The sequence below is a fragment of the Candidatus Tremblayella princeps genome (genome assembly GCF_900080145.1).
The window spans coordinates 23140-37248 of sequence record NZ_FLRF01000002.1 but is presented as its reverse complement, the minus strand read 5'-3'; the positions used below and the strand labels follow the sequence as shown (position 1 = coordinate 37248).

13 protein-coding genes and 2 tRNA genes are annotated in these 14109 nt (G+C 57.4%); 8 read left to right on the top strand and 7 right to left on the bottom strand.

The features are described 5' to 3' along the window. Positions 1 to 42 precede the first annotated feature (42 nt). Genes BC380_RS00405 through BC380_RS01180 form a run of 3 tightly spaced genes read right to left on the bottom strand, consistent with a single transcriptional unit; the run spans position 43 to position 3902 of the window. Positions 43 to 1215: a homocitrate synthase/isopropylmalate synthase family protein gene (locus tag BC380_RS00405; RefSeq protein WP_075047668.1), complete on the bottom strand. Its 1173-nt coding sequence runs from the start codon at positions 1213 to 1215 to the stop codon at positions 43 to 45. Beyond that, the gene (gene ilvC / locus BC380_RS00400) at positions 1205 to 2191 is read right to left on the bottom strand and encodes a ketol-acid reductoisomerase (RefSeq protein WP_075047667.1); all 987 of its coding nucleotides are present in this window, start codon (positions 2189 to 2191) and stop codon (positions 1205 to 1207) included. Before ilvC ends, BC380_RS00405 begins: the two co-directional genes overlap by 11 nt. Before the next feature lie 13 nt (positions 2192 to 2204). Further along, positions 2205 to 3902: a thiamine pyrophosphate-dependent enzyme gene (locus tag BC380_RS01180; RefSeq protein WP_420885279.1), complete on the bottom strand. Its 1698-nt coding sequence runs from the start codon at positions 3900 to 3902 to the stop codon at positions 2205 to 2207. Here BC380_RS01180 and BC380_RS00390 point away from each other — a divergent pair. Next, the gene (locus BC380_RS00390) at positions 3894 to 4286 is read left to right on the top strand and encodes an RsfS/YbeB/iojap family protein (protein WP_075047665.1); all 393 of its coding nucleotides are present in this window, start codon (positions 3894 to 3896) and stop codon (positions 4284 to 4286) included. The two genes, BC380_RS01180 and BC380_RS00390, sit on opposite strands and share 9 nt — an antisense overlap. Here BC380_RS00390 and dnaE read toward each other — a convergent pair. Continuing rightward, positions 4245 to 7496, bottom strand: coding sequence for a DNA polymerase III subunit alpha (dnaE, locus tag BC380_RS00385; protein WP_075047664.1), 3252 nt, complete (start codon positions 7494 to 7496; stop codon positions 4245 to 4247). The two genes, BC380_RS00390 and dnaE, sit on opposite strands and share 42 nt — an antisense overlap. 79 nt (positions 7497 to 7575) lie before the next feature. Between dnaE and BC380_RS00380 the strand changes: the two genes are divergently transcribed. From BC380_RS00380 to BC380_RS00340, 7 genes are all read left to right on the top strand, one after another. Next, complete coding sequence (locus tag BC380_RS00380) at positions 7576 to 7866, top strand: co-chaperone GroES (RefSeq protein WP_075047663.1); 291 nt, start codon at positions 7576 to 7578, stop codon at positions 7864 to 7866. A gap of 42 nt (positions 7867 to 7908) precedes the next feature. Then, entirely contained in the window at positions 7909 to 9549 is a 1641-nt protein-coding gene (gene groL / locus BC380_RS00375; protein ID WP_075047662.1) for a chaperonin GroEL, read from the top strand. 542 nt (positions 9550 to 10091) lie between these two features. Next, positions 10092 to 10310: a hypothetical protein gene (locus BC380_RS00365; protein WP_075047660.1), complete on the top strand. Its 219-nt coding sequence runs from the start codon at positions 10092 to 10094 to the stop codon at positions 10308 to 10310. Positions 10311 to 10761: 451 nt separating this feature from the next. Next, positions 10762 to 10962, top strand: coding sequence for a Fe(2+)-trafficking protein (locus BC380_RS01175; RefSeq protein WP_075047658.1), 201 nt, complete (start codon positions 10762 to 10764; stop codon positions 10960 to 10962). Beyond that, positions 10962 to 11033 (top strand) — tRNA-Ser (locus tag BC380_RS00350). The genes BC380_RS01175 and BC380_RS00350 overlap by 1 nt, the downstream gene beginning before the upstream one ends. A gap of 12 nt (positions 11034 to 11045) precedes the next feature. Further along, positions 11046 to 11119: transfer RNA gene (locus BC380_RS00345), tRNA-OTHER, on the top strand. Positions 11120 to 11130: 11 nt separating this feature from the next. Next, positions 11131 to 11967, top strand: a complete 837-nt coding sequence (locus tag BC380_RS00340) for a methylenetetrahydrofolate reductase (RefSeq protein WP_075047657.1) — start codon at positions 11131 to 11133, stop codon at positions 11965 to 11967. On the opposite strand, the gene BC380_RS01170 is transcribed toward BC380_RS00340, so the two are convergent. The 3 genes from BC380_RS01170 to BC380_RS00325 are packed head-to-tail and all read right to left on the bottom strand — an operon-like array spanning position 11929 to position 14056. Beyond that, the gene (locus BC380_RS01170) at positions 11929 to 12207 is read right to left on the bottom strand and encodes a 50S ribosomal protein L19 (protein WP_420885281.1); all 279 of its coding nucleotides are present in this window, start codon (positions 12205 to 12207) and stop codon (positions 11929 to 11931) included. The two genes, BC380_RS00340 and BC380_RS01170, sit on opposite strands and share 39 nt — an antisense overlap. 20 nt (positions 12208 to 12227) lie before the next feature. Further along, positions 12228 to 12509, bottom strand: a complete 282-nt coding sequence (gene rpsP, locus BC380_RS00330; RefSeq protein ID WP_075047655.1) for a 30S ribosomal protein S16 — start codon at positions 12507 to 12509, stop codon at positions 12228 to 12230. Continuing rightward, complete coding sequence (locus tag BC380_RS00325; protein WP_148702229.1) at positions 12497 to 14056, bottom strand: S1 RNA-binding domain-containing protein; 1560 nt, start codon at positions 14054 to 14056, stop codon at positions 12497 to 12499. The genes rpsP and BC380_RS00325 overlap by 13 nt, the downstream gene beginning before the upstream one ends. Positions 14057 to 14109 lie beyond the last annotated feature (53 nt).

Sequence of the window (14109 nt, the reverse complement as noted above, 5' to 3'; positions counted from 1 at the left end):
AAGCCATGCCTCAGCGAGCCGCCACAGAGAGCCGGCTCAGCGCTAGCTAGGACGGGATGCAATGGCATGGAGCGCAGCAAGTGCGGAGCCATATACTACTGGTAAATTGCAGGCTAGCCTCTTCATCATAGTAGCTAGCCTATGGCTCCCCATTGCACCGAGTGTGACCCCACCGCCTTCGAGCCTATCTCTCAGTGCATGCGCACCGGAAAGCTTCCCTAGCACTATGCTACCGCCTCTCCCACCAACGTCCTCAGCCCTTAGTGCCTCGTATGTCCTGCGGTTCTTTATTACGCCGTCCTGGTGTATGCCTGAGGCGTGTGCGAAGGCATGGCATCCAACCACAGGCTTAGTTGCATGCAAACGCCGTCGTGCAATAGCGGACGCAAGCTGTGCAATGGATCTCATGTGCCTCGAGTCTGCACTCACGTCCATCCCAGCGCCCGATCTATCGAGCCCAGCGGCAACCACGACCTCCTCAAGTGCAGCGTTCCCAGCCCTCTCTCCTATGCCAGTCACAGTGCACTCCGCCTGTCCCGCGCCGCATGCTATTGCTGCCATAGTGTTAGCGAGAGCCAGTCCAACGTCGTTATGGCAATGCACAGAAAGCGTGACCTGGTCAGATATTGGTACAGAGCGGCATAGCATACCAGCAACGTCGCTAAGCTGCTCCGGGATTCCATGGCCAACAGTGTCAGTTACGTTAACTACTGTGGCGCCAGCTTCTACGGCCGCACGAGCCAGGCTGCATAGGAACGCAGGATCCGCCCTACAGGAGTCCTCTGGTGAAAACTCAACGTCGTCACAATATGCCCTGGCCAGCCGTACCATCGCCGCAGCCTTGTCAACCACATCCAGTGGATGCATCCTTAGCTTTTCCTTCATGTGCAACCTTGATGACCCTATGAAAACATGGATCCTAGGGTGCCGAGCGAACTCGAGAGCCTTGGCTGCCTTCCTGACATCATGCCCAACAGCTCGAGCTAGCGAGCACACCACGCAACCCCGTACGCAGCAAGATATGCTACGGATTGCATCAAAATCAGTGGATGAGCTTGCTGCAAAACCTGCCTCGACGACATCCACGCCCGCTAGCTCCAGCCGCCTGGAAATCTCGGCCTTAGCATCGGGCCCCATTAGGATGCCCGGAGCCTGCTCGCCATCCCTGAGCGTAGTGTCCAGGATGGCGATGCGCCTACGAATGCTACGCGCCATGTGCGCAGGTCATGCGGGACCTCAGCCTCGACCCCACTGCCTCCATGGGATGGACTGACACTGCCCTACGGCATGCCGTGAGAGTGGGTGAGTTGGACCTGCCCTCCATGATGAAGTCCTTAGCATACCTGCCGGTACGAATGTCGTTAAGTACTCGCCTCATAGCACTGCGCACGGCCGTCCCTATTACCCTTGGGCCAGATACGTACTCACCATACTCAGCGTTGTTCGATATGGATTCGTTGAGCGCAGCCACTCCTCCTCGGTTCATGATGTCTACTATTAGCTTCATTTCGTGCATACACTCGAAGTACGCCAGCTCAGGCTCATACCCCGAGCTAACCAGAGTATCGAAGCCTGCCCTGATCAGCTCTACAAGACCGCCGCACAGGACTGCCTGCTCACCGAATAGGTCCGTCTCCGTCTCATCAACGAACGTCGTCTCAATGATGCCAGCAGCACCACCGCCGTTAGCTATAGCATAAGACACCGCGAGCGCCCTGAGGTTCTCGCACTGTGGATGAGCTGCCACAAGGTGAGGCGTCCCCCAACCAGCTATGTACGTCTCCCTTACCATGTGGCCCGGTGCCTTCGGTGCTGCCATGAATGCACCGACCCCCTTGCCTATTGGTATCTGGTTGTAGCAAACGTTAAAACCATGAGCGAAAGCAACCGAGGCCCCTGGCCTTAGGTTATCCCTAACTGCCTTGGCATAAACGTCAGCCATGCACTCGTCGGGCGTAAGCATCATGGCAACATCTGCCATACTCACTGCATCCGGTACGCTTCTTGGCATGAAGCCATCGCTCATTGCCGCATCGAAGGAAGGCCCCGGCCTGAGGCCAATCACTACCTCAACTCCACTATCCCGTAGGTTCATTGCATGAGCCCGGCCTTGGGAGCCATATCCCACAACTGCCACAACCCTTTCTCTAATGACGGACAAATCTCCATCGCGCTCGTAAAGAACCCTCACAACGCCTCCGTAGCTAGTTGATATCCCTAGAGCTGGTCATCATGTTAGTAATGCTCCTACCACCTTGCACCATTGGCCAAACGCACTCATGGCTACTGTGCCGCACGTTAAGTAGCGCAGTGTGCCGTACGCTGCTCCTAGACTCAGCAAAGGCGGCGAAGGCATGGGCTGGCCCATGCACATCCACCCCCACATGACCATGCTGCGAGGCAATGGCAGAGGCGCATGCAAACCTTGCCGAAGTCGACTGCGAGTACCTGCCGCAGTGCTCTACTTGCTGCCACTGACGCACCATGCCCAGGCTGCCATTGTTTAGCACGATGACCATAACCCTGGCACCCATGGCACGCAGCGTTGGGAGCTCGTGCATGCTCATCTGCAATGATCCATCTCCAGTAATGCACACGGAGTGCAGACCATGCGACAGAGTCTGTGCGCTCATGGCAAATGGTAAGCCGCATCCCATGGTACCTAGGCCGCCTGAGTTTCTCCGACGCGCAGTGATGCCCGCCGTGTGGTATTGGGCTGCCCACATTTGATGCTGCCCTACGTCGCAGCAAACTGCGCAAGCTCCGATCACTGCGCGTCGGAACATGTTGCCATATAGGGTGTATCCAATTCGGCAATGCCTCTGGTGTATGCGCCAGCTCCGTAGTAGGATGTTCCAGGGGCGCACAGACCATCCATTAAGTGCGCCCCTGGAAGAGAGCAACCTGCACAGCGTGCCTAGGAAGTGCTCTAAATTAGCCATTGCCATGTGCGATACGCCTACGTCCCGAGTCAGTGAGCTAGTTACGTTAACAGATACTACAACCCTGCCTCGCCATGCAAGCCGTGCTGGGCTTGTCACAACCCGGTCATGGAAACGTGCCCCCATTGCCAACACCATGTCGCAGTACTGCAACGCCAGGTTTGCACCCAGACGGCCATACATTCCTACCAAGCCTACGGAGCCACGAGTAGGTATGGCATCGAGTCCCATCAGACTCCCTGCAACTGGCATGCAGGCAGCCCCAGCAATATGTGCAAGCCTTTGCGCGCTGTGCGCAGCCCCCCCCCCTACGTAAGCCAGCGGTCTTGCAGAAGTGGATAAATACCTTGCCGCCCTATGGGCATGAACGTACAAACATGGCTCTGACCAAACATCCTGTGGTGCGGTGTGGTTGGGCCTATGCCTCAGACCTCCTGCAGTAGCGCAGGGCAGGGTTATCTTTGACACATCCTTCGGTAAATCAAGGATAACTGGTGATGGTCTGTTCGTTACGGCAACAAGGCTAGCCTCCCATGCCGCCCTCCTTATGTCAAGCACCCTGCGCAGGCTATAGCAGCCCTTGGTGCACGGCGATGCGAGCCCTACAGCATCGCATTCCTGAAACGAACCCCTCCCCATGCTTGCCAATGGCACCTGCCCGCTTATTGCCAGCACAGGCACCGAGTCTGCATGCGCCGTTGCTATGCCAGTTATGGCGTTGGTTATTCCTGGGCCAGAAGTGACAAGGAACGCGCCTAGGACTCGCGTTGAGGCATAGGATGAGCAGGCAGCATGAGCTGCAGCCTGCTCGCACCTTACTGGCATGTGCCTCAAAAGGCCACACCTATATATCTCGTCGTACAACCCCAGCACTGAGCCACCAGGATATCCCCACAACAGGAGTATGACCATGCTACTCAGAGTCCATATCAGTACAAGCGAACCGCAAGCATGAAGCACGTGCCCTCTGCGCGTGGCGCACGTAGTGGAAAAATATTAGAAATTGCTGGCACGCACGCAATTGCGTGCGTGCCTTGCGGCATACCGCAAGGCATTAAGGGTGTAATAGATAGCCTCGGCGGCACGAACACCAGGGTGTACGCAGGGCACAGGCTAGGTTATGAGTACGTAATAGTATCGCAGGCAACGCAGCCTGTGCACGTCAGGCACGTTGCCATAGGCGTGGCGCGGTATGCCAAGGACATCTACAGCAATGTCGCCGCTGACATAGAGCCAAGGTCAGAGTGGTGCACCATTGCCTGCCCGGGCGCCATAATCTGCATCATGACGCCAGATATGAGGCTAAGGTATGCGATAGATGCCCTGCACGGGAGCCCGGTCTAACATTGCGCCCGTGTAGGTACCCCCCAGCCTCATAGCAGTCACGCTCAGCCTCTCCCTATCCTTAGAAAGGTAAACCCGGCCAGTTACTACCAGCGGGCTTCTAATCAAGACAGGGACTGTGACGTAGCGCGTAGCGCAGTATACGGGACAGCGATCTGTGTCATCCTCTATGACAACCATGGCGCTATGCCCCTCTGGGCCAGACCTTGCCCCCATGCTTAAAGCTACGCCGCACATGGTGATAATGGCATGCGAGCGCGCGCGTCGCCTTATGGCGTCGAGGCCCATGGTAGCAATAGCCCTTGCCGCACCCCTGCACCTGCTGAATGGGTGGATCGAGAAGTAGTAGCCCAGCGCCTCCCTCTCGTGCTGCACAGCAAAGCGCCACGCGCCTGGCGCTACCAGGCAAGCTGCGCTGGTGGGGTGCTGAATGCGCCACAGCAGCGCGGTAGGCTCATGGCGATCGCGCATAGCGGCAGGCAGTGCGGCCAGCATGTGCGCCCTGGGGCAACAGTGACAGCAGTGGAATGCCCCGGCCTTAATCAGGCATTCCACAGCGCTCCTCTTGACGATCCTACTGTTGATGCGTGCAAGGAAGTCATACAGGCTTCTGAACGGCCTATCCTCCCTGCACCTGGCAATGTCTCGCAGCACAGCCTCACCGCCGCACTTAATTGCACCTAAACCGTACACTATGTAACCATGCCCTTCGCTACCATAGCAAGTGATTGGAGTGAACCTATAGGATGGCCTGTTGACGTCAGGGGCTCTGAGCGGAACGCCACGTCGCGCGCAGTCTATACGCAGCAGCCTGAGCCTGTCGTAATCTCCAAGAGACCAGCTCATGTTAGACGCCATGAACTCTACGGGATGGCGTGCCTTTACCCAGGCAGTCTGGTAGGACATGGTGGCATAGGCTGCTGCGTGCGACTTGTTGAACCCGTAGCTGGCAAACTTCTCCATATGCTGGAAGACCGCCACAGCGCTTGATCCTCCTATGCCTTGCCTTGCTGCCCCGCTTACGAATGATATCCTATGCGCTGCCATATCCATGGGCTGCTTCCTGCTCATCACTCGACGTAGCAGGTCAGCTTCACCTGGGGTGTATCCACCCATTGCCTGAGCTATCCTCATTACCTGCTCCTGGTACACCATAATGCCGTAAGTCTCACCAAGGATAGGCATCAGGCGTTCGTCCACCACGCCAGCTGCCTCGACGCCATGCTTGCGCCTGCAGTAGCTGCGCACCAGGTGCATGGGGCCAGGCCTGTACAGTGATATCAGCGCTATTATGTCTCCCAGCCTGTCAGGTACAGTGATCCTAAGCGCCTCCTGCATGCCTATGCCCTCTAGCTGGAAGATCGCCACAGTATCTGCAGCCTGCAGCAGGCCGAAGGTTGCGCTATCGCACGGTGGGCCGCACAGGGCGTGCTTGCTTACAGCGCGCCCTGTGCCAACTACGCAGCGTGCTGCGTAGTTGAGTATGGTGAGCGTCGTAAGCCCCAGGAAGTCGAACTTCACCAGTCCAAGAGACTCTGCATCGTCCTTGTCCAGCTGGCTTACTGGAACAATGCTGCCAGCCTGCTGGTACAGCGGGCACAGGTCTTGTATGTCTGCTGGCGATATTATGACGCCCCCGGCATGCACCGCCATGTTCCTCACCAGCCCTTCCATCCTGGAAGCTGTGTCAATAAGGAGTCTCACGTCTCCCTCGGAAGCATACCTGTCCCGCAGCATGCGCACCTCCTTGAGGCTGTGAGGTATCGTGACCCTAGCGCAAGGCTTGATCGGCACCAGCCTGGCAATGCTGTCGGCCAAGGTATAGCTTACGCCCATTGCCCGCGCAGCTTCACGCACCGCAGCACGGGCTGCCATAGTGCCGAAGGTGGTGATCTGAGCCACGCAGCCGTTGCCATAGCGCTGCCTGACGTACTGCACGACCCTGTCCCTGCCCTCCTGGCAGAAGTCGATGTCGATATCTGGCATCGTAACGCGCTCGGGGTTCAGGAAACGCTCGAATAGCAGCCCGTGCTCTATGGGGTCTATGTCCGTTATGCCGAGCATAAATGCCATGAGAGATCCGGCACCCGACCCCCTGCCAGTACCCACTGGTATGCCACGAGCCCTGGCCCATCCCACGAAATCAGCCACTATGAGGAAGTAACCGCAGAAGCCCATGCCAGCGACTATCCTGTACTCCTCCCTAATCCTAGCAGCATACTCACGACGCTGGCATGTGCAGCGGGGCATCCTACCAGACTTCATGTGAAGGCGGATGCCTGAGCCAAGCGTGCCTGCTAGCGCTGATGCCTCATTGCAAGGGGAGCAACAGGCAAACACTGGTCGCCTTAGCCTACCAATATCCATGTGCAGGTTGCACATCCTCGCTATGGCGCTGGTGTTCGAGATGGCAGAGGGTATGTCTCTGAAAATCCTCGACATGCTCTCCCTGCTCTTGAAGTGCTGTTCCCTTGTAAACATTCCCGTAGCGCCTGCTCCAAGCGCCCCAGCAGCCATGCCACAGCGAACGCAATGCAACGGGTAGTCTGATGGCGTCATGAACTGTATGGGATGCGTTGCTACCACTGGAACCTTTGCGTACATTGATAGCTCTAGGGCTCTATGTACGTAAGCCTCAGTGCCGCTATGCCCACACCGTTGCAGCTCTAGGTAGAAGGAACCCTGGGTCATTGTGAGCCAATCATCCACTGAGCGCCGTGCTGCGCTAGAGTTGCCGGCGATGATATGGCGGCCGATTGGGCCGTCAAGCGCTCCAGAAAGAACAACTATGCCATTTAGGATGCGTGGGCATGCTGCAAGCCAGCGCATGTCAACACGAGCCTCAACGCACGTCGCAGCATTTGCCCAGGCCGCTGTGAGTATCCTGCACATGTTGCGATACCCTCCGCAGCTTCTGGCCAGGGCTAGCACGGACGAAGTATCGCCGAACGCCCCTCGTAGTAGCAGGTGGCATCCCACTATGGGCTTTAAGCCTGACCTTACGGCAGCCTTGTAGAACTTAACCGCGCCGCAGACGTTGTTTAGGTCTGTTAGCGCCAACGCGCACTGCATGTCAGCCCTCGCTGCGCGCACCGCGTCCTCTACTCTGACCATGCCGTCGTGCATAGAGTACTCAGAGTGCATCCTAAGATGAACAAAGTCTACGCCGCAAGAGCAGCCCAGCGGTTCTTTAGAGCAACCATCCGTCATACTGCTCAGAGGCAGAGCGGCGGGGTCATAATCCGCAGGCGCGGTGCTCCGATGCCTGGGCTAACAATGGAGGCATGCCATGAGCAAGATACGCCCATTGGGGGATAGGGTAGTGGTAAAGAGGTCGGAGGACGAGACCAAGACGCCATGCGGAATAGTAATACCGGACACTGCTGCTGAGAAGCAAGACCAGGGCACAGTAGTAGCCTTAGGCCCTGGTAAAAAGGACAGCGCAGGTGCCAGGGTGCCCATTGAATTAAGGCTGGGCGATAGGGTACTGTTCGGCAAGTATGCTGGACAGTCTATCAAGGTTGAAGATGAGGACCTGATGGTTATGAGGGAGGAGGACATCGTTGCCGTGATAGAGTAGCCCACGCAAACGCTGGCACTAACAACACCGTGTAGGTAACCCATGCCCGCAAAAGACGTCATATTCGGCGACTGTGCTAGATTGAGGCTCATGGAGGGCGTTAAAACGCTGGCGGATGCCGTTAAGGTAACGCTTGGCCCCAAGGGTAGAAACGTGGTCCTCGAGAGAAGCTATGGCAGCCCGGCCGTAACGAAGGACGGCGTAACGGTGGCTAAGGACATAGAGCTGAGGGATAGGATGCAGAACATGGGAGCCCAGATGGTGAAGGAGGTGGCAGCAAAAACGAGCGACAACGCAGGCGATGGCACAACGACAGCCACCGTACTGGCACAGTCCATAGTACGCGAGGGAATGCGCTACGTTGCCTCTGGCGTCAACCCTATGGACATCAAGCGGGGCATCGACCAGGCGGTATCTTCTGCAGTAATGGAGCTCAAGAAGATCAGCAGGCCATGCACCACTGGGAAGGAAATAGCGCAGGTAGGCAGTGTATCTGCAAACAACGACCGTACCGTTGGCCAGATGATCGCAGATGCCATGAACAAGGTGGGCAAGGAGGGCGTCATAACTGTCGAGGATGGTAAGTCGCTCGCGGATGAGCTAGAGGTGGTCGAGGGCATGCAGTTCGACAGAGGCTACATCTCACCCTACTTCATAAACAACCAAGACAGGCAGGTTGCAGTGCTAGATAGCCCCTACGTCCTGCTGTGCGAAAAGAAGGTAGCAAGCATCCGCGACCTTCTACCAATCATGGAGAGGGTAGCGAAGGCAGGACGCCCCCTCCTGATAGTGGCTGAGGATGTCGAAGGCGAGGCGCTCGCTACGCTAGTTGTTAACAACGCTAGGGGCATATTGAAGGCTGCAGCAGTCAAGGCACCCGGCTTCGGCGATAGAAGGAAGGCCATGCTGCAGGACCTCGCCATCCTTACGGGTGGACATGTTATATCAGAGGAGACTGGGCTATCACTAGATAAGGTCTCGCTCCCCGAGCTAGGCCAGGCCAAGAGGGCCGAGGTTGCAAAGGACACAACCACCATAATAGATGGCGCCGGAGATGCCAAGGCAATAAACGCCCGCATAAAGCACATACGCCTTCAGATTGAGGAGGCAGCATCCGACTACGATAAGGAGAAGCTACAGGAGCGTGTTGCCAAGCTGGCAGGCGGGGTCGCTGTCATCAGGGTAGGCGCAGCCACTGAGGTTGAGATGAAGGAGAAGAAGGCAAGGGTAGAAGATGCTCTTCACGCAACGCGCGCTGCTGTAGAGGAGGGCATAGTACCAGGCGGAGGCGTAGCACTAATCAGAGCGCGCAACGCCATATCCAACCTGCGCGGCGAAAATCCAGACCAGGACGCTGGCATTCGGATAGTCCTCAGGGCCATGGAGGAACCACTGCGGCAGATAGTGGCAAACGGTGGCTCGGAGGCAAGCGTGGTAGCTTCCTCAGTAGCAAGCGGCAAGAGCATCAGCTATGGCTACAACGCAGCAACTAGCGTCTATGGCGATCTCATGGACGCCGGCGTGGTAGATCCGACCAAGGTAACTCGATCCGCGCTACAGAACGCTGCATCGGTAGCCGGGCTCATGCTAACCACCGACGTTGCAGTGTGCGACTCGCCAAAGAGGGAGGAAGCAGCTACCGCGCAGCCTGTGCATGGCGGCGTGGGTGGAATGGATGGGTAGCGCCAAGGCCTACCGCAACACAGTGGGCCAAGAGCTGAGCATGCAGCGCGCATTTGCTGCGCGCAGAGTCCGCCGTTGCCATCAACGTTGAGTAGTGTCCGAAAAACCCAACAGGCCCACTGCGCGCAGGGGGCATGCAATGCAGGCATCCATCGGATAATCGCTGCACAGCGTGCACGCTTCGAGCTATCGGCGCAATCGTTTGCAGGGAGTTCTACTACAACGACCGGGGTAGGATGTTGGAGCAACAGCTGTGCACGCTACGGCGCTTCGAACCTGGCAAACTCGCACCAGGCGGTTTGCCTGGACATGATCTGCGCCAGGTTAGAAGCATGCACTAGGGAGACTCGCCTATACGCTAGCTGCGCCCCCCGTTGCCACCATAGACTTCATGCTTAGGAAGTGCTACGCCTACCACCAGCCTACGTACTGCAGCGTTCGGTGAGGTTGCGCGTACGGTCTGTGGGAGGGTGTCCTTACTTCCTATCTGACTTGCTGTACCACGTTTCCAAGTGGGCGCTACGTGCACGCCATAGATATATATGGGCCACGACTACCTTGGGACAGCCGCATCGATAAGAGCATCACGGCACATGCTCAGCCTCAGGCAGCCAGCAAACTACCCAGCATACATCCTACACAAGATGGTGCGGCTCGTAAGGAACGGCGCAGCGGTCAAGATGGCTAAGAGGCTCGGCACAACGCTACCCCATACTGCACTGCTCAAGGGCACGGCTATTGCAGGACTGGCGCGCGCTTAGGATGCGCATGGCCTGCTCGCCATCACGGAGCAGGATTGCAACGTGCTGTGGAGATACACCGCATGCTACAGTCTACGCTACGCGCTGTATGCATGCTCCAGGGCAGGCAGGGTTCTCGCACGCAACGGCATGCTGTGGGGGGGCCGGGCATGCGGCAAGGCTGGCCAGATTCAGAGCTTGCCAACGCCGCAGCCTACCTACGTCTCGCGCTATGCCGCACAGCCTTGGAGCTTTTGCCAAGCGCATTGCATTCATTACTACAGCGCATGGCGCGATGCGTGCACAGCTACTACGAGAAACGGCGCGTGCTATGGGCCTCTAGCAAAAGTGCAAATGTGCCAAGCGCAGCGCTAGCTAGGACGGGATGCACCATTTGCGCTATTGGACTGCCCTGGGCGCAAAGCATGGCCGCGCGCTCTGCGCTTGGCGTGCTGCTCCATAGCTGAGGCAGATGCTCAAAAGCCCGACCATCAGGGCTCGGCATGGCGTTGCTGCCTTCAAGAACTCCACGGTAAGCGCATGGAGCGCTTGGGCGCACCGACAGACGGTACTAATCAACGAGCTAAGGCTAGATCTCTCTGCGCTTAGGGTGAGGCAGTTCGTTCTGCACCGTATGGATGACAACCTTTTCGGGTTTGCTGGCTCAGCCTAGGGTAATTAGCTCAGCGGTAGAGCGCTACTACGACAGGGTAGCGGCAGTTGGTTCGACCCCAACATTACCCAAGAGACAGCAGTGCACCTGTAACTCAATTTGGTGAGAGTTTTACCTCCGGTGGTAAATGTTGCTGGTTCGAGTCCAGTCAGGTGTGCGCTGCGTGTTATGCCCGGCCTTTCCTTCGAGTTCTTTGCTCCACGTAGCCATGCAGGCTCAATTAGGCTCATGTGCGCACAGCAGGTTCTATCGCGCTTCGTGCCAAGGTTCGTATCGGTGACCAGGAGCGCCTCGATCGGGCAGCAGGCTCATATCGAAACTATAGCCAGCACTCTCAGAGTATTCCCAAGGACCGCGCCGCACGTCCTGTTCTGTCAGTGCCCTAGAGCGCTAGCAAGAGAGCTTAGAGCGTACGAGCTGCTAGGCATTCGCCACCTAGTCTTGCTAAGAGGGGACAATGGTACCGCACCAGGCGAACTCGGGGCACCTGAACTAGTGAGCCTGGTGCGGCGTTCTTATGGTGAAGCCTTCTATATAGACGTGGCAGCTTATCCTGACGGCCATCCCATGGCTTCCACTGTCTTCGATGATGTCAGGGCGCTCGCCAGGAAGGTGCGCTGTGGTGCAAACTCGGCCATTACACAGTGCTTCTACAACCCCGACGCCTACTACAGGCTGCAGGACGAGCTGCAGAGGCTGGGCGTGAGCCTGCCCGTTACCCCTGGCATAATGCCAGTGCTAAGCCATGCTTACATGTCACGATTTATCCTTCCATCCGGGGTAGACGTGCCTGCGTGGATCCTCAAGAGGCTAGAGGCTCTGCGATATTGCAGCGCATCGGTTCTAGAGTTCGGCACGGACGTAGCGCTCTCGCTGTGCGAAAGCCTTGCAGCACGCGGGGCGTCAGACTTCCACCTTTACACTATGAACGACCACAGGGCCGTATGGAGGGTGTGCGAGCATGTACTAGGGACTGCAGCCACATGCCATAGGAGCGGCGCCTGATGCGCCGCTCCTTGCTCGTAGCGCTCTGACGTCGTGCGAGTGCAGTCTGAGTGCAAGGTACACACAGAAGCCAGCATGTTCCCTTCGCACGACGATGGATGTATTCAGAGCGCTACGACGTCGTGCGACGACAACGCCCTCGAAAGAATTCCCCTTTCTGCCCGCGCCGCGAGCAGCTCCAATGGAAACAGCATCTCCTATGCTCGGAGATGGGCGCGGCACATCAGGCGACGCGCCCATGGTTCCAGCCTCGAGTACCCTTAGTGCCAGGGCAGACATACGGAGCCTGAATTGCGTGCGGCTGGTGTGCAGCCTGGCGCGTGCCGGTGAAGTAGCCTTGCAACGGTGCGCGTCGGAGACGCTCCGCGCTCAGTCCACAGGCGTAGCATTGCTGTATCTATGTGTGCCGACTTAAGCCTTGGGTTGTAGGATCCAACCCGGCAGATAAAAACCCCATCTCTCTTGCGCCTGGAATCTATAACTACAACTTGATATGCCGGCCTGCCTCTTGCGCCGTTCCTGCGCAGTCTTATGGCAAGCATGGAACAAGCCCATGGTTGGCGCGCATAGCGTCGCGAATGGCGCATGCAACGGAGCGAGGACGTAGCGAAATAGCACTTAGCAGCCTTATCGCAACGTGAGCTCCGCGAAGAGCGCATTGGGCCTTGGCAGCAGCGACGTGCGCTGCACGCACGTGAAGGCAGCATGGCCTTATTTGCGGTGCCATACGAACGAAAGCGCCGGGCCTGATGCTAGCGCCAGGCGCTAGCATCCTCACGCCGAGAGGCCCTAGTGCGAACCCTGATGCAAGTGATATCCGGCCTCTATTCACGTCGACGCCCACTACCCGTGCCTCTACTACGCCTCCGCTGCATAGCGCCCGAAGTAATCTGCGACGCAGGTCTTTTGACATGCACACGACACCATGCACCCCCATCGGCAAGTCAACTAGTATGCCTACATCTACTGGCGACCTTATGATTGCGCCCATCCTATCGTTCTTTCTAAAACCTTTGTAAAAAGTTAGCCATGGGTTAAGCGTGCCGTGCTTCATGCCAAGGCTGATCCTTCTCCTGGTCTTGGAAACGTCGAGCACGGTAACATTGACGTACTGCCCTACCCTAAAGTGCCTTAGAGAGATTGTGCCCTTGCTCTTCTGGTGCATTTCAGAAACGTGCAGGAGCCCCTCTATGCCGCGTTCTATCTCTACGAATAGGCCGTAGTCCGCTATGTTAGTTACCCTTCCTCGCACCCTGCTACCAGCGGGATAGAGTCCTATAATCCCAGCCCAAGGATCTGGATGCAACTGCTTTAGGCCGAGTGAGACTCTCGTCTTCGTGCGGTCGAACTTTAGCACCTTTACCGTTATCCGATCGCCTACTGATAGTACCTGGCTCGGATGCCTTATGCGCCTCCACGATATGTCCGTAATGTGCAGCAGTCCATCCAGGCCGCCTAGGTCTATGAATGCTCCGTAGTCGGTGAGATTTTTGATCACCCCCTGCACCACGTCGCCGTCACCGAGTGATGCCAGAAGCCTGTTCCTATTCTCTGCCTGCCGGCGCTCTATTACGGACCTGCGTGATAGAACTACGTTGCCACGCTTCCGATCCAGCTTGATAACATGGAACCTGAGGCGCCTGCCCTCATACCTCTCAGCATCCTTTACAGGCCTGGTGTCTATGAGGGAGCCGGGGAGGAACGCTCTCATGCCATTCACTACGGCAGTCATGCCGCCCTTGACCCTTCCGACCACTGTTCCCATAATTGTGCCACGGGTCCTATGCGCACTATCTAGTATGCCCCAGGCAACCCTGCGCCGAGCCTTCTCCCGGGACAGGCGCACCGTGCCCTCATCTCCTGCATCGCGCTCAACATATGCCAACGTTACGTCCCCGACCTTGACCTCCAGCCTATCACCGTGAGGTGAGACGAACTCGCCAAGTGGGACGCGCGAGTCTGACTTTAGCCCAGCCCTCAGCACTACGTGACTGCGGCTTATTGCCACAACCCTCGCTGCTACTATGCTCCCAGGCCCTGCGTCGTGGTACTTACAGTACTCACGTAGCAGCCGGATATGGTCGTGCATTGTGTGTGCCCTGCTGTGCCGCCCCTTTGCGTGGGCGGCGTGGTGTAACGCGC